The organism is Mycobacterium sp. (assembly GCF_036488105.1).
Classification (GTDB): domain Bacteria; phylum Actinomycetota; class Actinomycetes; order Mycobacteriales; family Mycobacteriaceae; genus Mycobacterium.
In genome coordinates, this window is the sequence record NZ_DASXHW010000058.1 from 1 (window position 1) to 19,068 (window position 19,068).

Below are 19,068 nucleotides of genomic sequence, written 5' to 3' on the forward strand. Positions count from 1 at the left end.
CGGTAGCCACGGTAACTGCGGCGTTGCCCGGCCACCGTGCCCTTGGCGAAGGTGATCCACCCCAGGTCCAGGTCCCGGGTGGCCAGGGCGTGTTCGACCAGGCCGCGCTTCGATTCCAACTCGATGCCGAGCATGTCGGCGATCAGGTCCAGCGTCTCGAAATATCCGAGGCCGTATCGGGCGGTGGCGGGGTCGACCTCGGTGAGCCGAGCTTTGGTCGGCTTGGCGAACCCGAGCACCGACCAGGCCTCCCGCACGGGGTATTCGGTGCAATCGAGCGTCTCGATCAGTTTGACGCTGTGCACGCGCCGGCATGCACCGGTCAGAAAGCCCGCCGCGACGTTGATGAACCCCGGTTCGAAACCAGTGCCCAGGAACGTGGCACCGCCCGCTACGGCGGCGGCATCGAGCTCTGCCCGCTCTTTTGGATGGTGGGTGCCGGTAAGGAAGTCGCCCGTCGTCACGACATTGATGCCGGCGCGCAGTAGCCGGTCCACCAATGCGTAGTCGATGAAGTGCGGGGTATAGATCACGCAATCGGGTGCTGTGCCGATCAGGGCATCGACGTCGTCGGTGGCCAGGACTCCTACCGGCGCAACCCCGGCCAGTTCGCCTGCGTCGCGGCCGACCTTGTCCGGCGAAAATGCATGTACCCCAACCAGTTCGAATGTTTCGCGGTCGAGCACGGCCCGAAGCGCGCGCTGGCCAATGTTGCCCGTCGCCCACTGCACCACGCGATACCGAGTCACGAAGAAATCCCTCCTACCGTTGCCTGGTCGGTTCGAGGCTGATTGGAAGTGAGTCGTAGACATCAATACCACCGACATCGGATTGGGCGTACCGTCGTCGTCCGTTGATCGCGCCGACAATCCAGGGATCCCCTCGAGTTCACCCCGTCGCCATCTGTGCAACATCCATCTTCCAGTTCCGACGCGCTTTGCCCTTCACACTGTGGATAAATTCGCCCACGCCTGCGGAGGTCATAGTGGTTGTCGGAGACAACGAGGTCGCCCTCAGCTTGGAGATCGACCCGGCGGGGCAGCGGGCGCAGGTGCGACGAGCGGCGTTGGCCAGCTCGATTGGTACCACAATCGAGTGGTACGACTTCTTCCTCTACAACACCGCCGCAGCATTGGTTTTCCCGCACCTATTCTTTCCCGCATCCAGCCCCTACGCGGGCGCGATGGCCTCGTTCGCGACCTACGCGGTCGGGTTCGTCGCCCGCCCGCTCGGTGCCGCGATCTTCGGGCACTGGGGCGACCGGATCGGTCGCAAAGCCACACTGATCGTGACGCTGCTGGTGATGGGTATCTCGTCGGCGATCGTCGGCATCCTGCCCGGAACCGCCGCGATCGGGGTGGCCGCGCCGCTACTGCTCGTGTTGCTGCGACTGGTGCAAGGCCTCGCGATCGGCGGAGAGTGGAGCGGGTCGGTGTTGATCGCGATGGAGTGGGGCGACCAACGCAAGCGGGGGCTGCTTGGCAGTTTCGCTCAGCTCGGTGTGCCGATGGGGTTGGTCCTGGGCACCGGCGGCATGACTTTGCTGTCGGCAACGCTTTCGGCCGAGGCGTTCAACTCGTGGGGCTGGCGGGTCCCGTTCCTGTTCAGCCTGGTGCTGGTGGCCGTGGGCCTGGTGATTCGGCTGTCCATCCTGGAGACGCCGATGTTCGCAAAGGTGGCCGAGGAGCGAAAAACTGCCCGCACTCCTGTCCTCGACGCGATCCGGCATCACTGGCGAGAGATTCTGCTGTCGGCGGGGGTGCGGTTCAGCGAACAGATGCCGTTCTACCTGTTCACGACCTTCGTCCTGATCTATGTTGTTTCGCGGCACGGGTTCGCTAAGACGTTCGTGCTCACCGCCGTGCTGGCAGGCGCCGTGTGCGAGCTCGTCGCGATCCCGCTGTTTTCGCACCTGTCGGACCGCTTCGGTCGCAAGCGGATCTATCTCACCGGAGCGGTTCTGACCGGCCTGATCGCCTACCCGTATTTCGCGGTGCTGACCCACGGCGGGAAAGGGCTGATCTTCATCGCGGTCGTCGTCTCGTTGTTCCTCCACGCGGTGCAGTACGGCCCGCAGGCCGCACTGATCGGCGAGAACTTCCCAACACATCTGCGCTACGGCGGCGCCGGGCTCGGCTATCAGCTGGCCTCGGTTTTCGCCGGTGGTCCCGCGCCGCTGATCGCGACGTGGTTGCTGCACAAAACCGGAACCCCATACGCGATCTCGGCGTACATCGTCTTCGCCGCAGTCGTCACGGTCGCCTGCGTTCTTGCCCTGCCGGACCGTTCCCGGGTCGACATCGACGACGCCGCGGTGTACAGCCGGTAGCGGTTCTTCCCGATTACGGCGCCAGGCGTCTTGGCATTGCTTTGACGAATTGGGCGGCGGTAGATTTACGTGACACATCAATCATTGGAGGATCCGGTGGCTGACCAATGGACGCTTCACGGTGTGGAGTTCGAGAATTGCCCGTGCGCCTGGGGCTGCCCCTGCCAGTTCGGTGCGCAACCAACGTACGGGCGCTGCCAGGCGGTAATGGGCGGCCATATCGAGAAGGGCAACTTCAACGACACGAATCTCGATGGGCTGGACTGGGCGATGCTCCTCTCCTGGCCGGGCCCGGTCCCCGAGGGCGACGGCACACAGCAGGCCATCATCGACGAACGCGCGGATCCGATTCAGCGAGAAGCACTCCGCAAGATCCTTCACGGTGAGTCGACCACCCCCGGAGCGACAGTTTTCTTTGTGTACAACAGCACGATGTCGACTGTGCTCGAGACGTTGTACGCACCCGTCGAACTGTCGATCGATGTCGATCAGCGAACGGCCAGCATGACGATTGACGGGCTAGTCGAATCACGCGGGGAGCCGCTCGCCCATCCGGGGAACCCAGGATTGCCGACGAGGATACAGCTCAGCACGCCGGAGGGACCACGCTATCTCTATGCCGAAATGGGCAACGGCAACACCACGGCGCGAGCGGGAATCGATCTCGACTTCACGGACAGTTACTGCCAGTTCAACGTCATGCACCTGAACCAGGACGGACTGATCCGCTGACCACATCTTGGGTCTGGCGCTACCGAGACCGTCTGGCCGTCTTGGTCGGTCTGGGCGGCATCACCGTCGCAGCCTGGGCGTACGTCGTGGTGACCGCGCACCGCATGGTGACCGCGTCGGGCGGCCTGAACAATCACTCGATGGCGGACGCCATGACTGGTGTAATGCCTTGGACAGTAACCGAATTCGTTCTGACCTTCACAATGTGGGCCCTGATGATGGTCGCCATGATGGTTCCCACTGCGGCGCCCATGACTCTGACGTACGCCGCGGTCGCGCGCAAGGCCGCCGCACAGCACAACCCGCTGGCCCCGACGTTCGTCTTCGTCGCCGGCTACATCACGATGTGGGCGATCTTTAGCCTCGTGGCCATCGTCGCCCAGCACGCTCTTGATCAGGCCGCACTGCTCTCCCCGATGATGGTGTCCGCCAGCGCCCGCCTCGGCGCCACGATCCTGATCGCGGCCGGCCTCTACCAGCTCACCCCGCTCAAGAACGCCTGCCTGAAAAACTGCCGGGCCCCAGCGCATTTCATCTCCCGCTACTGGCACCCCGGTAACCTCGGTGCCTTCCGTATGGGACTGAGGCTCGGCGCCTACTGCGTAGGCTGCTGCTGGATCCTGATGGCCTTGCTGTTCGTCGGCGGTGTGATGAACCTGTTGTGGGTCGCGGCGATCGCGATTTTCGTGTTGCTGGAGAAGACGATCCCCTTCGGCGACGTGAGTGGAAGGGTCGCGGGCGCGGCGATGATCCTGTTTGCTGCAGTGAGTCTGGCCTTGTGAGGCGCCGGCGTCAGTCGCGCTTCTTCGCCCCACCCGTAGGCCTGAGCGCGACAACCGGGATGGTCCGTGACGTTTGGCGTGCGTAGTCCGCGAATCCCGGATACCGCTCGGCCTGCACCGCGTACTTGTCGTCGCGCTCGGGGCCCTGCAGCTCGGTCGCATGTACCTCGATGATGTCGTCGCCGACCTCGATGCGGGTGTCGGGGTTGGCCTTCAGGTTCCAGTACCAGGAGGGGTTATCGTCGCGACCATTGTTCGAGGCGAACACAAGGAACCGTTCACCGTCGGCCAGATACATCATGATGTTGGTCCTCGGCTGACCGCTCTTTGCGCCGACGGTGTGCAAGATGACCATCGGCGCACCCTCGAACGGGCCACCGACACGACCGTGGTTGGCACGGAATTCAGCGATATTGCGCGCGTTGAAATCATTGCCATCGCTCATCTGCTTCTCCTCACATTGACTGGTATCTCGTAACGGGACCTATTGTCCGTTTCCGATTCTCAGCACGATCTTGCCGCGGGTATGCCGCTGTTCGACGTGCCGGAAAGCGTCCCGCACATCGTCGAGCGGAAACACTCCCGCGATCGGCACTTGCAACTCACCTCGCGCCACAAGGTCGGCCAACTCTGCGAGCACTGCTGCTGTCGCCGCGTCCGCGCCACCTGCAGACAAGACCCCAAATCGCTCGACAGCAGCGAAATCGGCAATGGTGTCGACCTTCTCGCGTGCCACCTTGAGGTCGTCGACCGCCATGGCGACATATCCACCGCCGAAGAAATCCAGCATGGCGTCGATGTGTCCCGACGGGGCCGCGGCACGCAGCCGGGCGGACAGGTCGTCACCGTAGTTGACCGGGACCACGCCGCGGTCGGCGAGCCACGCATCGTTGGACGGTCCAGCGATGCCCAGGACGGTGGCTCCGGCGCGTCGCGCGAGTTGAACCGCGATCGAACCGACGCCACCTGCGGCACCCGCGATCGCGACCGTTTCGCCCGCTTCGAGGCGCACCGCGCGCACCGCAGCATAGGCAGTCGCGCCTGCGACAAACAGCGAACCGGCCACCTCCCAAGAAACGCCAGATAGCTTGGCGGTCAACTGGATCGCCGGAACGGTCACATATTCGGCGTGACTGGACCGGCGCATGGAAAAGCCGATCACCTCATCGCCCACGGCGAAATCGTTGACGCCGGAGCCCAGTTCGGCCACGACCCCCGCCAGGTCGCTGCCTTGACCCGAGGGAAACGTGGCGGGGAACTGGTCGGCCAGAGCACCGCTTCGGATCACCGCCTCACTGGGGTTGATGCCGGCCGCTCTAACCTCGACAAGAACCTCACCGGCTTCCGGAACAGGCCGGGGCACGTCGCGGACCTCGAGGACATCGACGCCGCCGTACGAATCGAATTGCACTGCTCTAGGCATGAGCGCCACGGTAGCAGAATTACATGATATATCAATCAGATTTCGCTGATGGCGATCAGCCGTGTCAGCGGGAAGCCTAACGTGGCACCGGCACCTTCAAAGTCGAGTCTCGAGCGAAAACCTGTTGATTGCAGCGGGGCGGTGGAGGCGGGCTTCCGCCATTATTCCCGATACCACGATTTGTTCGGTATGTCATATTACTTGATCTATCATGTAAATTCATTACTGTGGTTGTATGACTAAGACAGGTTCGACTTCCTCGCAAGGGTCCTCTGGATCGCAGCATTTCGATTTCGATGCGCTTTACCGTGGCGAAAGCCCGGCCGAAGGGTTCGCGGCGATGACGACACCGCCGTGGGATAACAAGGCGCCCAGCGAGAGCGTCATCGCGTGGCAAACCCGCGGCTGGGTCCACGGCGACGTGCTCGACATCGGCTGCGGGCTCGGCGACAATGCCATCTACTTGGCCAAGAAGGGTTACCCGGTGACCGCGCTGGACATCTCACCCACTGCGCTGACTACGGCGCAGCAGCGGGCCAGAGATGCCGGGGTCGAGGTGAGCTTCGCGGTGGCCGACTCCACCAAACTCGACGGCTACACTGACGCGTTCGACACCGTGATCGACAGCGGCCTGTTCCACTCCCTCGATGACGATGGCCGGCGTAGTTACGCCGCCGCGGTGCACCGGGCCACCCGGCCGGGCGCGACCCTATTGCTCAGCTGCTTCTCCGACGCCAATCCGGCGGGTGAGGATTGGCGGCCGGCGGTGTCTGAAGACACCCTGCGCGAGGTTCTCGGCGGCGCTGGCTGGGACATCACGTCGCTGGAACCTGCAACCCTTCCCGGCGAACTGGACGGCGCCCAAGTCGAAATGGCGTTCTGGTACCTCCGAGCGGTACGGCGCTGAGCGGCCTGTAGGCAGCTATCTGGTTTGGCCGGGCACAATCGCGGATAATAAGCATGAACAGTCCAGCAGAAAGATCGTGAAATGCCGCGTCCTCGCCGCTCACCGGCTAGTGACAGTCCGTGGCTGTCCCCGGCGCAGCTCCGAGCGTGGGTTGCCTTCATGCGGGTCCAGTTGCGGATGAACTACGAGATCAACAGCCAGTTGCAGCGTGATAGCGATCTTTCGTTGCCCGACTATCACGTACTCAACGCGTTGAGCAGTGCGCCGGAACACAAGATGCAGGTCACCGATCTTGCTGCCTTGATCGGCTGGGAACGCAGCCGGCTCTCTCACCACCTGCGGCGGTTGAGCGAGCGCGGCCTCACCAAGCGCCTGCAGTCCACCGAAGACGGCAGGGCGACCGACGCGGTGTTGACCACGAAAGGCATGGATGCCATGGTCGACGCCGCGCCCGGTCACGCAATGCTAGTGAAGAAATTGTTCTTCGAGCCGCTGCCCGACGAACTTGTCGCACCTTTCACCGCGGCGCTGGAACACATTCAGGCGAGCCTGAATCTCAATGCGTCGCTGCCGCCGGTGCCCCTGTAGGTCGGTGGGTTGCTAGGGCGCCAGTACGGGGTTGACGTCCATGTAGATGCGGTAGTCGTCGACGACTCCGTCGCGTACTCCAAAAACGTTGCAGCAGGGCAAATTCAACTCGCGGCCGTCGAGGCGCCGGTAGTGGACATCCATCAGTGCGACGACCCTGCCGTCACCGACCTCCCAGAGGTCGAGGATGGTGTGGTGCAAATCGGCGATCGCATCGCGAAACGACTGGGCTGCGGCAAGAAGTTCCGATTGGGTGTCGGTCGGGTCGGCGTTTCCGAAACGGAAGTGGACGTCCGTCGCCGTGAGTGCGGCGATGGCGTTCTGATCTGAAGCGTCGACGGCGCGGATCAGTGTCCGAACCAAGTCGCCGGCGGTAAGGCGTGTGTCGTTCATGTGTCTTCCTCTGCGAATTTGGCTGTACGACTTACCGGTTCGGTGCGATGAGTGCTTTCATGATTCGGCCTCGGGTGGGATCCCGCGACAACGTCAGGCCAACGGGTACGGCCCGAACCTGCCCCAAGCAACGAAAACGGCCAGCGCCAACAGCACGGCATTGACCCCGACGTTCATGGCCTCGTTGCGGCGAGCGTGAACGACTGCAGCGCCGACCATCACGAGGACCAAGCCGATCGCAGCCAACGGGACAAGGACAGGGGCGATATGTGTGACGGCGGGCAAGATCAACCCAGCCGCGCCGAGAACTTCAACCACGCCGATCAATCGAATGTTCGTCGGAGTGACGTCCTGTGCCCAACCTTGGCCGGAGCTGACGAGCTTGTCCTTGGGAACAAGAAGTTTCATCAGCCCACTTCCGGCAAAGCTTGCCGCCAAAACGCTCGCGACGATCCACAGCGCTAGATTCATGGTGTCCTCCTAAGGGATAGTGCTACGTGCTTGGTTGAGACTGACGATGTCGTTGTCGTGCAACGACAACGAACCGGCAGCAAGGTTTTCGGCAAGATGGCCTCGGCTGCTGGTCCCCGGGATCAGCAACACGTTGTCAGCGATCGCCAGCAGCCACGCGAGAGCGACCTGGGCCGATGTCGCGCCGTGGCCGGCGGCAATCCGGTTGACAACTGGATCGTTTCGAATGGCGTCGTGTTGTGCCTTCGGCCAACCCAGCGGACAGAACGGAACGAACGGGATACCCCGGGCGGTGCACTCCTCGAGCACTGGCGCCGAAGTCCGATTCGCAAGGTTGTAGACGTTCTGTACGCAGACGATGTCGGTGACCTCGAGCGCCATCAGCAACTGCCGGTGAGTGACATTGCTGACCCCGACGCCCGCGATCAGGCCTTCATCCCTGGCCGCTACCAAGGCGCCCAGCTGATCCACGAACCGTTGATCGGGCACCGCATTGTCCAACACGCGCAGGTTGACCGCGGCGACCTGCTCGACACCGAGCGTTGCAAGGTTTTCTTCGATGCCGGCGCGGAGTTGATCGGGGTCGTCGTACGGCAACACTGCGCCGGAATCATCCTGTCGTGCAGCAACTTTGCTCACCAGGGCCAACCCGTCCGGATAGGGGAAGAGCGCCTCACGGATCAACGAGTTGACTACGCCCGGCCCGTAATACTGGGCGGTGTCGATGTGATCGACACCGGCGTCGAGGGCTGCGCGCAAGACCGCGAGCGCCTCGTCACGATCCCGGGGCGGACCGTAGACGCCGTCGCCAGCCAGTTGCATCGCCCCGTAGCCGACGCGCCACACCGTTTTGCCTGCCAACCGATAGCGATCGCCCGTCCGCGTGTCCATCGTCGGCGCCTTCCTGGGCGATTTCCGGCGTCGACGTCAGTTATCGCGCGCCGACGGGATCCGCAAGCTGTGCGAATCGAACCGTAACATTCAACTACATGACATATCAAGTTATTTCCAGCCATGCGGATCGGCATTTTCTAATCAGATGGACAATCCGCTCAGCGCGGTTGAAGTCCGCCGCCACACCGACGTGGGGTCTCCAGGACGGATCAGGGTGTCATGAGCTGCGACTTGATCATTCGCGGTGGACGGGGGATCTGCCCGGCGGCGCGGGAAGAGTCATTCAGCGTTCCGATGGCTTCTACGTGCTGATCGCCGGCCTCTGCGCGATATGAGAAACGCGTGCGTCGCGCTTAGCGCCCGTGGATCGCGCTAGCGGCGAAATCCGCAGCTTGATCGGTCATGCCGTTCGTCTTGTAGGCACTGTGGGCGGCCCGGCTGAATCCCTGGCCCGAAGAGCAGACCGGGTCTTGGGGTGTGCACAGGTCAAGCGTCTTGTGCGCGTAGAGCGGCCCGATGTTGATCGGCGGGGCGTCGCGGTCGACCAGGTTGAGAAACCCGTTGGAGGGCTTGCCGAACAGGGTGACGGCGGCAATGTGCGGAGCCACGTTGGGCGGCAACGGGCCGGTAATGCCAGCGGGGAGCGCGTAGCCCGGTGGGACGCTGTCGGAGGTGATGTAGGCAGCGATGGCCGCGCCCTGCGAGTAGCCGCCGAGAACAATCTTGGTGGCGGGGCAAGTGTTGACGATGTCGAGAACCCTGGTGGCTGCGTCGGAAACGCCGTCGGCGGCCTGCGAGAAGTTGAGCGACGCAGGGTAATTGACCGGATACACGTCGACCGAATTGCCACCCAGGCGGGATGTGAGGGCGTCGGAGAATTGCTGTCCGACGGTGCCAGGACCGGGTGGCTCCATGGTGCCGCGGGCGAAGATGACCTCAACGTCTGCGCACTGCCCATCGGCGGCCGCCTTGCTGATGGCCGGGGTCGTCACCGCCGCTGCAAACAACATCGCCAGGACAGCTGCGAATTGCAGGGCCCTCGCCATCGGCCGTGCACGCCATGACAGCGTCGATATGCCATAGCGGGTTGTGTCGTGCACGCTGTTGCCTTTCGTCGAGCGAGGATGCTTTTTGAAGCGTATGCGGAGGAAGACTCCCGCGCAGTGCGGCCTCCGGCGCCGATGCCGTCGGTCATTTTGATATCTCGAACTAGCGGTGGTCAAACTCAGCACGTTGCAACACCCTGGATGGCAGTCTTCATTCCTCCCGCGTCGGCCGGAAAGGAAACTGCAGGTGACGAGGGGGACCAAAAGGGTAACGACACGCAACGAAACGGCAGCTGAAGCGGTGTATTTCTCGATCAAAGCGGGGGTTCGAAGCGGCGATTAGGTTTTCGCTCCGATTCGCAATACGCTAGCCCGCGGTTTGTCCTCAACCCAGGAAAGCGGCCATGCCCATTCAGTCCGCGCTGGTGCGCCCGCGACAGGTGCGTAGCGCCCAGCGATTCGCTTCCCGCGTCAATTGCCCAACGGTCGGCCAGTGCTTCGACATCGAAGTCACTCGCGACGCCGACGGGTGGATGATCCGGATCCCAGAGATCGGCAGGGTCACCCGCGCCAGTCGCCGTGCTGCAGTGGAACTGGCGGCACGGGAATGCATCGCACTGTGGACCGGCATTCCGATCGGTTATGTCGCCGTCAACATCGAGATCGGCTAACGCCGGCCTCCTTTATTGGCCGAGGTGTATCTCAGGCGTGACCTCACCGCGATGATGAGGAAGAACGCTCTTCATCATGACGGTGTTCGCGGCGTTCGCCGCTCTGACAATGGCGACGTGCGTCGGCTATTACTTCGGTCGGCGTACCGGGTCGACGCCGTCGACCTGGAAGAAGCGAACCAGTCGGATCGCGCTGGGGAGGCGCGCGGCCAATCTGCTCGTGCTGGTCGCGGCCCGTCGTATTCGTCAGCGATTGCGACCCGAGCCCATGGTCGAGCTATTCGGGATGAGAATCCTTGCGCCACTTGACCTGCTGCGGGGTAGCGTGACGCGGATGCGTTCCTACCGGGGTGCGCCTGGCTGGTGAGGCAACGGTATGGCAACGCTTGAGGGCAAGATCGCGTTCGTGACCGGCGCATCGTCGGGTCTCGGCGCTGAGACCGCTCGGTTGTTATCGCGCTGCGGCGCAACAGTTTTCGGCATAGGCCGAGACACTGCGCGGTTGGCCGCGGTTTTCGCCGACGTCGAACACGGCACACATGCATCAGTAAACATCGCATCGGCGCAAGCCTGTAGAGACGCGATCGAGCAGTGCGTCCGCGAATTGGGCGGTCTGGACGTCTTGATCAACATCGCGGGGCGACACCAAATGCGACGTACGGAGTCGATGACCGACGACGAGTGGACACAAGATCTAGCGGTCAACCTCGACGGGCCGTTCCACTTGTGCAGGGCCGCATTGCCCTATCTGCTGGAGCGAGGCGGCAATATCGTCAACGTCAGCTCGATTGCCGGCGTCGAAGGCCAGGCCTATTCGGCCGGCTACTGCGCTGCCAAGCACGGCTTGATCGGGCTCACCCGGGCGTTGGCGGTGGAGTACACCGCAGATCGCTTGCGCGTCAATGCGGTTTGCCCCGGCGGCATGCTGACACCGCAGATCGAACAGTTCACCGCGCCCGAGAAGCCGAACTACGACCTCATCATGCGCACGGCCTCACCGCGCGGCATGATGCAGCCTCTCGACGTGGCGAACGTGATCGCGTTCCTGGCCAGCGACGACGCAGCCGCTATTCACGGCGCCGTGTATCGGGTCGACAACGGCAAAGGCGCCGGCTAGGCGATCACGAGCCGATGAAGCGCGGCTCCCGCCGCTCAGCGGTGGCGGACACTCCCTCTACGAAGTCCGCGGTCGCCGCGAGCTTGATCTGCTCGGTTTGTTCCAATGCGGTGGCAGCGCGCACGCGATCCACCAGATCGCCGCGCAACGTCTGACGGATCGACACCACCGCGAGCGGGGCACTGGCAGCGATCTCGGCCGCGAAGGCGTGTGCGGTCGACCGCACCGCGTCATCGGTTGCCAGCCGGTCGGACAAGCCGATACGCGCCGCTTCCTGGCCGGCCACCGCACGGCCGGTGTACAGCATCTCCTGAGCGCGCTGCGTCCCGACCACCGCCGGCAGCGTGGCGGTGATTCCGAATCCCTGGTGCAGGCCGAGTCGGCTGAAGTTGGCGATGAATCGGGTGGACGGCCCGGCGACGCGGAAATCGGCCACCAGTGCCAACCCGAGACCGCCTCCGACCGCTGCACCCTGCACGGCCGCAACGATCGGCGTGCGGGCCGCGAACAGCCGCGCAGCCTCCGCGTAGAGCGAGCCCGTGGAGCCCGCCACCGACGGCTCGTCGCCGCTCAGGGCGCCCGGCAGATCCGCACCCGCGCAGAAGTGCCGGCCCGACGAACACAGCACGATCGCCCGCACGTCCACATCGTCATCAAGACGCTCGAAGGTATCGGCCAACCCGGCGATGAGGGCAGCGTCGAAATGGTTACGTGCGCCCCGCTCGAACTCGACCGTGGCGACGTGGTCGGCCGAGACCTCAACGCGGATCTGATGAGTCATCGTCGGTTGTCAGGAAGCTCGCGCCGACCAGGTGAAGCTGTGCATGTCGGGGATGCGAGACGTCAGTAGCGACGCCACGCTGCGGCCGATCTGATCTGCGCTAGCCGGCGAAGTCTCGGAATCCAAGAACCCTTCCACCTCGACGCGCAACGTCCGTCCCGTCCAGCGGGCGCGAGCGTGCGCGTGCTGAACGCCCGGCACTTCGATGGCGGCGGTCTCGGCGGTCGTGATGATCTCCGGATCGACCCCGTCGAGAAGGCGATGGGCAATGTCCGCCGTCACTTCCCAACCGACATGGCAGATGAATCCGGTGACGACGATTCCTGCGACCGCGTCAGCCCACGCCCAGCCGAGGGCAACCCCGACCAGGCCGAGCATCGCGCCCGCCGATGACAACGCATCCAGCCATGAGTGCTTGGCGTCGGCCACCATAGTGGCCGAACGAATCCGCCGGCCGACCGCCAGTTTGTATCTCGCCACGAGCTGGTTGCCCGCGATTCCCACCGCGGCGGCGGCGATGCCCCAGCCCACGTGACCCGTGCTGCCGTGACGCAACAGCTTGTCGACACTTTCGAACCCGGCGACCAGGGCACTACCCCAAATCGCCAGTGCCACACCGATTCCGGCGAGGTCCTCGGCGCGCTCGTAACCGTAGGAATAGCGCTCGGTAGGAAGTCGGCGCGATGCCCGGCGGAATCCGACGAACACCAGGGCGCTGGTCGACACGTCCGACAGATTGTGCAATGCGTCGCCCAGCAGCGCGACCGAACCCGACACCAGTGCGATCGTCAATTCGACGAGCCCGGTTACGGCCAGTCCCACGGCGCTGATGGCGACAGCGCGGTTCGCTTGCCGGCGTTCGCCCGCGTCGTCGGTAGCGATGTCGAGCGGGAAACTTGTCGCGGGGTCGCGGACTCCGTTGATCTGATGCATAGCGGTAAGCATGCCTGCCCGCGGCAGTATCGCAAGGGCCGGCGGCCGGAAAATGGCTCAGTCTGCCAACGCCCGTCCCACGATCAACGGATCCGGCTCGCCCACGACGTCGCTGTCCTTGTCGTCGTAGTCGAATTGGGCCAGTACATAACGCATCGCGTTGATGCGGGCCCGCTTCTTGTCGTTGCTCTTGACCACGATCCAGGGCGCGGCATCGGTATCAGTCGCGGAAAACATCTCCTCCTTCGCTGCGGTGTAGTCGTCCCATCGATCCAGCGATTCCATATCCGTCGGCGAAAACTTCCACTGCCGTACCGGGTCTACGAGTCGGATGGCGAACCGAGTGCGTTGTTCGGCCGGTGAAACCGAGAACCAGAACTTGGTCAAGCTGATGCCGTCGTTGACCAGCATCTCTTCCAAAAGTGGTGCCTGCCGCAGGAATTCAGCGTGTTGCTCGGGCGTGCAGAAGCCCATTACCTTTTCGACACCGGCGCGGTTGTACCAGGACCGGTCGAAGAGAACCATCTCGCCGCCCGCTGGAAGGTGGCCGATGTAGCGTTGGAAATACCACTGCGTCTGTTCGCGTTCGGACGGTTTCTCCAACGCCTCAACCCTCGCGCTGCGCGGATTGAGGTGCTCCATGAATCGCTTGATGGTGCCACCCTTGCCGGCCGCGTCCCTGCCCTCGAACACGATTACGTGACGGGCGCCGGTGCGTCTGCCGTGTTGTTGTAGCTTGAGCAGTTCGATTTGCAGGCGTCGTTTCAGGTGCTCGTACTCATCGTGCGGCATGCGGTGGTCGTAGGGATATCGCTCGCGCCACGTATCGATGTGTTCGCCGTTTCGATCAAGCAGGACGGGGTCGTCATCATCACTGTCGTCGACGGTGTAGCCATGCTCGGGAGTCGACAGGGTTTCCAGATCTATTTCGGGCATGGCCCGACGCTAGCGCAGAGGACAAAGACGTAACTCTTGACCTAAAGTATGGTTGAAGTCTTACCGTCATCGCTATGTCACAAACCATCATCCCGTCGGGCAAGCGCTGGCCCGAGGAATTGAGCACGATCGGTGCGCTCCGATTCGCCCGGCGCTCAGCATATTACGACGAAACCATCAGTTTCTACCGCGACCTGATCGGCCTCCCGCTGTGCGCCACATTCGGCGAGAGCTATGGCAGCAACGGAGTGATATTCGGTCTACCTGGATCGAGTCTTACCTTCGAGATCGTGGAGGCGATCGAACCGGTTGCGGTGGACAGTCATGAGCAGCTGTGCCTGTACTTCCCCGATAGCGCGGGTCAGCAGCGAGCGACTGCGCGGCTCGTGGCGGCAGGGGTTAAACCTGTTGAATCGCATCCGTATTGGGCGGCAACCGGATCAGTCACCTATCGCGATCCGGACGGTCGCGAGGTGGTGTTCGCACCGTTTGTCTTCGGCGTCAACGAACCCGCGGCGGGCGCCGCATCGGGCGACCATTGGACCGCGCCCTGACCGACACCAATCATCGAGCGGTGTTGCTGCCCCGTTTCCCGGTGACGCCGACGTAAATCGCGATCAGAATGACGGCGATGATGATTCCGACGAGAAAGGCGGTAAGCGCGAATCCGCCACCCTCCGAAGGGTAGACCAGCTTGTAGGTGACCCACGATCCGGCAAACGACCCGATGGCGCCAAGCAGAATCGTCACGATGACGCCGATGTTTTGCTTGCCCGGCAGAATGAGGCGCGCAAGCGCTCCAATGATCAGCCCGACGAAGATTGCTCCGACAACCGTTCCGATCATTTCCGCTCCTTCGCAGTAGGTCCTCGGTTACCCGTTTCCGCCGATCCCACGCAAATCGCCGTTGCAAGGTGCCTTAGACAAGCGGAAGGCCACCGGGGTCGGGTCCACCGGTGGCCGTCCTGTGCGCTGGCTCGTTGTAGTTACTTCTTAAAGGCGTCCTTCACGTGCTCGGCCGCGTCCTTGAGACTGGATTTCGCCTGGTCAAGCTTGCCTTCGGCGCGGGTGTCGTCGTCGCCGGTGGCTTTGCCGAGACCTTCTTTGGCCTTGCCGGCAACGTCGTCGATCTTGTTGCTCACCTTGTCGTGGGCTCCCATGAGCTTCAGCTCCCTGTGTTGTGGACACTGCTGCTTTGCGTCGGGATAGATACCCGGCCAGCGCATCGGCCAAACCAGATATGCGAGATTGGCACGATGCGGGTTGGGATCCTCGACGATTACCAGAACGTCGCGTTGCGCATGGCTGACTGGTCGGAGGTGGCCGACAGGGCCGAGATCACCGTCTTCAACGATCACCTCGCCGACTCAGACGCCGTCGTGGAGCGGCTCTTGCCGTTCGACGTGGTGTGCGTCATGCGGGAGCGCACACCGTTGCCACGTAATGTCATCGAGCGCCTGCCCCGGCTGAAGATGATCGCCTCGACCGGGCCGTTCAATGCCGCGGTGGACGTCGCGGCTGCCAAGGAACGCGGCATCTACGTCAGCACCACCGGGGGCTACGTGGAGTCGACGGTCGAGCTCACCTGGGCGTTGATCCTTGCGGCGGCCCGCCGGATCGTCGACGAGTCGGTGTCGGTGCGCACCGGCGGCTGGCAAACCACCGTCGGCCCGCAACTGGGCGGCAGCGTGCTCGGCGTGCTGGGGTTGGGACGAATCGGCAGCCGGGTGGCCCAAGTCGGCAAGGCGTTCGGCATGAACATCATCGCCTGGAGCGCCAACCTGACGCCCGAAGCCGCCGAACAAGCCGGGGCCACCTACGTGTCGAAAGACGAGTTGTTCAGCCGCGCCGACGTCTTGACCATCCATCTGGTGCTCAGCGACCGTACCCGTGGCTTGGTCGGCAACGCCGAGTTGGCAATGATGAAGCCGACGGCGTTGCTAGTCAACACATCTCGAGGCCCGATTGTCGACGAGTCGGCTCTCGTCGATGCTTTACGGGCGCAGCGAATTGGCGGAGCAGGCCTCGACGTCTTCGACGTCGAGCCGTTGCCTGCCGGGCACCCGCTGCGACTGCTGCACAACGTGGTCGCCACGCCGCACATCGGCTACGTCGCCGAGCAGGTCTATCGGGTCTTCTACGGCGAGTCTGCGACCAACATCGCTCGTTGGCTGAGCCAGAGCAGCAGCAGCTGACTTCGACGCACGGCGCCGCGACCACCACGAGTCGAGGAGGGCGAGGAGTGCTGACACCGCTGCGGCAAGCGCCCAGCCCAGCAAGATGTCGATGACGAAATGCTCGGCCGCATACACCAGCACGAAGGCCATCGCCAACGGGTACGCCACCAGTAGCGGACGCCAGCTGCGCTTGACCCGCCGCCACAGGAAGATCGAAATCATCGCGGTCAACGCGGCGTGCAGCGAGGGAATCGCCGCGACCAGATTCACGCTGGCCTGTCCCGAGTTGACCAGTGCGCTGGCCGACTGCAGATGGAGCGTTCCCCAACCTCGCGTGGAAATCCGCTCCACGAATTGGTCGGCACCCGGTTGGCTCATATGCATCGCGCCGAGCAGTCCGCCGTCGGGAACGCCTGCGGCGCTTCGGTACATGCACAGCGGGTTTGACGGCCCGCTGGCGATGTCGGCGGCTGTGCAGCGTGCGGCCGCCCACGGCGGGGCCGCCGGCAGGACCACGTACACGGCGACCGCCGCGAACGACAGCGCGACGAACCGACGGACGAATGCCGCCCAGTCGGTCCGGTTGTATAGCCACAGCACGCCCGCGACCACGTACGGCAGGATGAAAAAAGACATGTAAATGCCGCTGATGATCACTTCCCACCACGGGGGCTGCGGCATCTTGATGCGCTCTTGCAACCATACGGTCGGGACGGTGCCGAAAAACAACCAGCGATCGGCATCGGGCTGGAATCGCCAGAGCGTGGGCGCGCCGAGCATGTCAGCCGCACCACGACTGAGGTCGTAGAGCACCAACACGAGTGCGAAGGGCAGCCAATCACGCACGACGGTGATCACCTTGTGCCCGCGGCCAATGCTCGCGGCGATCAGCCCGGTACCGATGTACAGCAGCAGCAGTTCGCGGTTGAACGCGACCCCGTCCGTCACAGTTCGGTAGGTGACCACCAGAGCCCACGTGCTGATGGCGACGCGCCGTGCCCAAGTGAGCCACACTTCGCGGCCGGCCGGATCAGGCTTGTCGGCGAAAGGGGGTGGCTGCGAAGGCACAGTGGACCGCCGGCTGGGGCTGGGACGCCCAGCAGGTTCGGTCTGTGGAGCCCGCTTGAACAGTCGGACCCGGCGATCGGTTGTTACTGCCACCAGTCCAACCTTATCCTTTGCCGACCGTTTTCCATCTGTTCATTCTCGCGGCGATTTGCATTCAGACTAATTAATCAGCCAAACGCGCTGTCAGCGAAGGGCTTTAACGCATCCTTAGCGAGGTAATGCGTGTGTCTATGTGGCAGCTGTGAATTCGCTGCCTCGTCGATTCACCCGTCCAGGTGCATCAGAGCCAGCACGCCCCATTGTCGTAGCACCTTGCGCTCTTCCGCGGTGGAGACCATGCCGGATGGTGCGAAAATTTTCGACGGCACCGGATCGTCTTCGGTCAGCGGTATGCCTCCGCCACGAATTGCCTTGAATATCACCACAATTGCGGCCAGCACGACTATCACCACGACGGCGGCGAAGATGACCGACAGCGTGCCCTGGATGAACGTATTCCTGATGACGTCGGCCAGTTGATCCCTCGTCTTCGCCGACCCGAAAGCCGACTTACCCGATGCTTGGGCGGCGGCGTACTGAAAATGCTGCGTCCAATAGCCGACGTTGGGATCGGCAGAGAAGATCTTCTGCCACGACGCGGTCAGCGTGACTGTCAGATCCCAGAGCAATGGAATCCCCGGAATCCACACCCACTTCAGGTAGCCCTTCTTGACGACCACCACCGTGACGACGGTCAGTGCGATCGCGGCCAGCAATTGATTGGCGATGCCGAACAGCGGGAACAGCGTGTTGATGCCGCCCAGCGGGTCGGTCACGCCCATCAACAGGATGCTGCCCCACGCGGCCGCCACCGCCAGGCTGCACATCCACACACCCGGGCGCCAGCTCGGATTTCGCAACTTGGTCAGCGGGCCGCCGAGGTTACCGAGCGCGTCGGAAAGCATGAAGCGCGCGACCCTGGTTCCCGCGTCGACCGCAGTCAGGATGAACAGCGCCTCGAACATGATCGCGAAGTGATACCAGAACGCCTTCAGGCCCGAGCCGCCCAAAACCCGTTGCAGCACTTCGGACATGCCGACCGCAAGCGTCGGTGCGCCGCCGGTGCGCGACACAATCGACTTTTCGTCCACGCTGGCGGCGGCTTCATTGAGCTCGGCTGCGGTTACCGGTGGTCCCGACAGGCCAAGGTGATTGACGTAGTCCGCGGCGGTCGCCGCGGCGCCGCCGGTGCGCGCCGCCGGTGCGTTTAGGGCGAAGTACAGATGTTGGTCGAGGATCGCGGCGCTGATCAATGCCATCACCGCGACGAACGACTCGGTGAGCATGCCGCCGTAGCCGATCAGTCGCATCTGGCTTTCCTTCTCCAGCAGTTTCGGTGTGGTGCCCGACGAGATCAGCGCGTGAAATCCCGACAATGCGCCGCACGCGATGGTGATGAACAGGAACGGAAACAGCGACCCAGCGAACACCGGACCATCACCGTGAGCGGCGAAGTGCGATACCGCCGGTGCGTTAAGCACCGGGTGCGCAACGATGATGCCGATCGCCAGCAGGGCAATGGCTCCGACTTTCATGAACGTCGACAGGTAATCGCGCGGCGCCAGCAGCAACCACACCGGCAGCACCGACGCTACGAATCCGTAGCCGACAATCAGCCACGACACGGTCACCGGAGACAGATTGAACCACGATGCGCCCCAGGCTGATTCGGCGACGACATCGCCGGACGCCACGGCGAGCATCAACAGCACGAAACCGATCACGGACACTTCCGCTACCCGCCCGGGTCGCAGGAACCGCAGATAGCAGCCCATGAACAA

23 protein-coding genes and 1 pseudogene are annotated in these 19,068 nt (G+C 63.3%); 10 read left to right on the forward strand and 14 right to left on the reverse strand.

Annotated features, from left to right (window positions below):
• Positions 1-749: dihydrodipicolinate reductase (locus VGH54_RS03000; RefSeq protein WP_331510449.1), on the reverse strand; the 749-nt coding region annotated here is incomplete at its 3' end.
• 236 nt (positions 750-985) lie between these two features.
• Between VGH54_RS03000 and VGH54_RS03005 the strand changes: the two genes are divergently transcribed.
• From VGH54_RS03005 to VGH54_RS03015, 3 genes are all read left to right on the forward strand, one after another.
• Positions 986-2,329: an MFS transporter gene (locus VGH54_RS03005; protein ID WP_331510450.1), complete on the forward strand. Its 1,344-nt coding sequence runs from the start codon at positions 986-988 to the stop codon at positions 2,327-2,329.
• A 96-nt stretch (positions 2,330-2,425) separates the two neighbouring features.
• Entirely contained in the window at positions 2,426-3,061 is a 636-nt protein-coding gene (locus VGH54_RS03010; RefSeq protein WP_331510451.1) for a DUF1326 domain-containing protein, read from the forward strand.
• 41 nt (positions 3,062-3,102) lie between these two features.
• Positions 3,103-3,843, forward strand: coding sequence for a DUF2182 domain-containing protein (locus tag VGH54_RS03015; RefSeq protein ID WP_331510452.1), 741 nt, complete (start codon positions 3,103-3,105; stop codon positions 3,841-3,843).
• A 10-nt stretch (positions 3,844-3,853) separates the two neighbouring features.
• Here the strand turns inward: VGH54_RS03015 and VGH54_RS03020 are convergent, their stop codons facing one another.
• Both VGH54_RS03020 and VGH54_RS03025 read right to left on the reverse strand, forming a co-directional pair.
• Positions 3,854-4,288 (reverse strand): nitroreductase family deazaflavin-dependent oxidoreductase, encoded by a 435-nt coding sequence (locus tag VGH54_RS03020; RefSeq protein ID WP_331510453.1) that lies wholly within the window; start codon positions 4,286-4,288, stop codon positions 3,854-3,856.
• Positions 4,289-4,327: 39 nt separating this feature from the next.
• Positions 4,328-5,266: an NADP-dependent oxidoreductase gene (locus VGH54_RS03025; RefSeq protein WP_331510454.1), complete on the reverse strand. Its 939-nt coding sequence runs from the start codon at positions 5,264-5,266 to the stop codon at positions 4,328-4,330.
• A 235-nt stretch (positions 5,267-5,501) separates the two neighbouring features.
• Here VGH54_RS03025 and VGH54_RS03030 point away from each other — a divergent pair, with 235 nt between their 5' ends.
• Complete coding sequence (locus VGH54_RS03030) at positions 5,502-6,173, forward strand: class I SAM-dependent methyltransferase (protein ID WP_331510455.1); 672 nt, start codon at positions 5,502-5,504, stop codon at positions 6,171-6,173.
• Between the two features lie 177 nt (positions 6,174-6,350).
• On the forward strand, positions 6,351-6,761 hold the full coding sequence (locus VGH54_RS03035) for a MarR family winged helix-turn-helix transcriptional regulator (protein ID WP_331510456.1): 411 nt from the start codon (positions 6,351-6,353) through the stop codon (positions 6,759-6,761).
• A 12-nt stretch (positions 6,762-6,773) separates the two neighbouring features.
• On the opposite strand, the gene VGH54_RS03040 is transcribed toward VGH54_RS03035, so the two are convergent.
• The 4 genes from VGH54_RS03040 to VGH54_RS03055 form a co-directional block, all read right to left on the reverse strand.
• A complete protein-coding gene (locus VGH54_RS03040) occupies positions 6,774-7,154 on the reverse strand; it encodes a nuclear transport factor 2 family protein (RefSeq protein ID WP_331510457.1) in 381 nt (126 codons plus the stop codon).
• A 93-nt stretch (positions 7,155-7,247) separates the two neighbouring features.
• Positions 7,248-7,625, reverse strand: coding sequence for a DoxX family protein (locus VGH54_RS03045; protein ID WP_331510458.1), 378 nt, complete (start codon positions 7,623-7,625; stop codon positions 7,248-7,250).
• 9 nt (positions 7,626-7,634) lie between these two features.
• Positions 7,635-8,516 carry an oxidoreductase gene (locus VGH54_RS03050; protein ID WP_331510459.1) on the reverse strand — a complete coding sequence of 294 codons (882 nt, stop codon included), beginning with the start codon at positions 8,514-8,516 and terminating at the stop codon, positions 7,635-7,637.
• A 356-nt stretch (positions 8,517-8,872) separates the two neighbouring features.
• Positions 8,873-9,529: a cutinase family protein gene (locus VGH54_RS03055; protein ID WP_331510469.1), complete on the reverse strand. Its 657-nt coding sequence runs from the start codon at positions 9,527-9,529 to the stop codon at positions 8,873-8,875.
• Positions 9,530-9,969: 440 nt separating this feature from the next.
• Between VGH54_RS03055 and VGH54_RS03060 the strand changes: the two genes are divergently transcribed.
• The 3 genes from VGH54_RS03060 to VGH54_RS03070 all read left to right on the forward strand — a co-directional run bounded on the left by VGH54_RS03060 (position 9,970) and on the right by VGH54_RS03070 (position 11,353).
• Positions 9,970-10,236, forward strand: a complete 267-nt coding sequence (locus tag VGH54_RS03060; protein ID WP_331510471.1) for a long chain fatty acid-CoA synthetase — start codon at positions 9,970-9,972, stop codon at positions 10,234-10,236.
• Between the two features lie 76 nt (positions 10,237-10,312).
• Positions 10,313-10,603 (forward strand): hypothetical protein, encoded by a 291-nt coding sequence (locus VGH54_RS03065; RefSeq protein WP_331510460.1) that lies wholly within the window; start codon positions 10,313-10,315, stop codon positions 10,601-10,603.
• A gap of 9 nt (positions 10,604-10,612) precedes the next feature.
• The gene (locus VGH54_RS03070) at positions 10,613-11,353 is read left to right on the forward strand and encodes an SDR family oxidoreductase (RefSeq protein WP_331510461.1); all 741 of its coding nucleotides are present in this window, start codon (positions 10,613-10,615) and stop codon (positions 11,351-11,353) included.
• 4 nt (positions 11,354-11,357) lie between these two features.
• On the opposite strand, the gene VGH54_RS03075 is transcribed toward VGH54_RS03070, so the two are convergent.
• Genes VGH54_RS03075 through ppk2 form a run of 3 tightly spaced genes read right to left on the reverse strand, consistent with a single transcriptional unit; the run spans position 11,358 to position 14,003 of the window.
• A complete protein-coding gene (locus VGH54_RS03075) occupies positions 11,358-12,134 on the reverse strand; it encodes an enoyl-CoA hydratase/isomerase family protein (protein WP_331510462.1) in 777 nt (258 codons plus the stop codon).
• A 9-nt stretch (positions 12,135-12,143) separates the two neighbouring features.
• Positions 12,144-13,067 carry a cation diffusion facilitator family transporter gene (locus VGH54_RS03080; protein WP_331510463.1) on the reverse strand — a complete coding sequence of 308 codons (924 nt, stop codon included), beginning with the start codon at positions 13,065-13,067 and terminating at the stop codon, positions 12,144-12,146.
• Positions 13,068-13,124: 57 nt separating this feature from the next.
• Entirely contained in the window at positions 13,125-14,003 is an 879-nt protein-coding gene (ppk2, locus tag VGH54_RS03085) for a polyphosphate kinase 2 (protein WP_331510464.1), read from the reverse strand.
• A gap of 74 nt (positions 14,004-14,077) precedes the next feature.
• On the opposite strand from ppk2, the gene VGH54_RS03090 reads away from it, so the two are divergent.
• Positions 14,078-14,557 (forward strand): VOC family protein, encoded by a 480-nt coding sequence (locus tag VGH54_RS03090; RefSeq protein WP_331510465.1) that lies wholly within the window; start codon positions 14,078-14,080, stop codon positions 14,555-14,557.
• 10 nt (positions 14,558-14,567) lie between these two features.
• Here the strand turns inward: VGH54_RS03090 and VGH54_RS03095 are convergent, their stop codons facing one another.
• Both VGH54_RS03095 and VGH54_RS03100 read right to left on the reverse strand, forming a co-directional pair.
• On the reverse strand, positions 14,568-14,849 hold the full coding sequence (locus VGH54_RS03095; protein ID WP_331510466.1) for a GlsB/YeaQ/YmgE family stress response membrane protein: 282 nt from the start codon (positions 14,847-14,849) through the stop codon (positions 14,568-14,570).
• A 140-nt stretch (positions 14,850-14,989) separates the two neighbouring features.
• Positions 14,990-15,163, reverse strand: a complete 174-nt coding sequence (locus VGH54_RS03100) for a CsbD family protein (RefSeq protein WP_331510467.1) — start codon at positions 15,161-15,163, stop codon at positions 14,990-14,992.
• Between the two features lie 96 nt (positions 15,164-15,259).
• On the opposite strand from VGH54_RS03100, the gene VGH54_RS03105 reads away from it, so the two are divergent.
• Positions 15,260-16,198 carry a D-2-hydroxyacid dehydrogenase family protein gene (locus tag VGH54_RS03105; RefSeq protein ID WP_414688628.1) on the forward strand — a complete coding sequence of 313 codons (939 nt, stop codon included), beginning with the start codon at positions 15,260-15,262 and terminating at the stop codon, positions 16,196-16,198.
• Positions 16,199-16,251: 53 nt separating this feature from the next.
• Here the strand turns inward: VGH54_RS03105 and VGH54_RS03110 are convergent.
• Positions 16,252-17,194: pseudogene (locus tag VGH54_RS03110) on the reverse strand (phosphatase PAP2 family protein); the annotation flags it as partial.
• 317 nt (positions 17,195-17,511) lie between these two features.
• On the reverse strand, positions 17,512-19,068 hold a 1,557-nt coding region (locus VGH54_RS03115; protein ID WP_331510468.1), incomplete at its 5' end, for a carbon starvation CstA family protein.

What these genes read in the sequence shown, in the direction of transcription:
- VGH54_RS03020 (WP_331510453.1), bottom strand. Translation starts at nt 4,288, where the DNA reads ATGAGCGATGGCAATGATTTCAACGCGCGCAATATCGCTGAATTCCGT.
- VGH54_RS03025 (WP_331510454.1), bottom strand. Translation starts at nt 5,266, where the DNA reads ATGCCTAGAGCAGTGCAATTCGATTCGTACGGCGGCGTCGATGTCCTC.
- VGH54_RS03030 (WP_331510455.1), top strand. Translation starts at nt 5,502, where the DNA reads ATGACTAAGACAGGTTCGACTTCCTCGCAAGGGTCCTCTGGATCGCAG.
- VGH54_RS03035 (WP_331510456.1), top strand. Translation starts at nt 6,351, where the DNA reads ATGAACTACGAGATCAACAGCCAGTTGCAGCGTGATAGCGATCTTTCG.
- VGH54_RS03040 (WP_331510457.1), bottom strand. Translation starts at nt 7,154, where the DNA reads ATGAACGACACACGCCTTACCGCCGGCGACTTGGTTCGGACACTGATC.
- VGH54_RS03045 (WP_331510458.1), bottom strand. Translation starts at nt 7,625, where the DNA reads ATGAATCTAGCGCTGTGGATCGTCGCGAGCGTTTTGGCGGCAAGCTTT.
- VGH54_RS03050 (WP_331510459.1), bottom strand. Translation starts at nt 8,516, where the DNA reads ATGGACACGCGGACGGGCGATCGCTATCGGTTGGCAGGCAAAACGGTG.
- VGH54_RS03055 (WP_331510469.1), bottom strand. Translation starts at nt 9,529, where the DNA reads ATGTTGTTTGCAGCGGCGGTGACGACCCCGGCCATCAGCAAGGCGGCC.
- VGH54_RS03060 (WP_331510471.1), top strand. Translation starts at nt 9,970, where the DNA reads ATGCCCATTCAGTCCGCGCTGGTGCGCCCGCGACAGGTGCGTAGCGCC.
- VGH54_RS03065 (WP_331510460.1), top strand. Translation starts at nt 10,313, where the DNA reads ATGACGGTGTTCGCGGCGTTCGCCGCTCTGACAATGGCGACGTGCGTC.
- VGH54_RS03070 (WP_331510461.1), top strand. Translation starts at nt 10,613, where the DNA reads ATGGCAACGCTTGAGGGCAAGATCGCGTTCGTGACCGGCGCATCGTCG.
- VGH54_RS03075 (WP_331510462.1), bottom strand. Translation starts at nt 12,134, where the DNA reads ATGACTCATCAGATCCGCGTTGAGGTCTCGGCCGACCACGTCGCCACG.
- VGH54_RS03080 (WP_331510463.1), bottom strand. Translation starts at nt 13,067, where the DNA reads ATGCATCAGATCAACGGAGTCCGCGACCCCGCGACAAGTTTCCCGCTC.
- ppk2 (WP_331510464.1), bottom strand. Translation starts at nt 14,003, where the DNA reads ATGCCCGAAATAGATCTGGAAACCCTGTCGACTCCCGAGCATGGCTAC.
- VGH54_RS03090 (WP_331510465.1), top strand. Translation starts at nt 14,078, where the DNA reads ATGTCACAAACCATCATCCCGTCGGGCAAGCGCTGGCCCGAGGAATTG.
- VGH54_RS03095 (WP_331510466.1), bottom strand. Translation starts at nt 14,849, where the DNA reads ATGATCGGAACGGTTGTCGGAGCAATCTTCGTCGGGCTGATCATTGGA.
- VGH54_RS03100 (WP_331510467.1), bottom strand. Translation starts at nt 15,163, where the DNA reads ATGGGAGCCCACGACAAGGTGAGCAACAAGATCGACGACGTTGCCGGC.
- VGH54_RS03105 (WP_414688628.1), top strand. Translation starts at nt 15,260, where the DNA reads ATGCGGGTTGGGATCCTCGACGATTACCAGAACGTCGCGTTGCGCATG.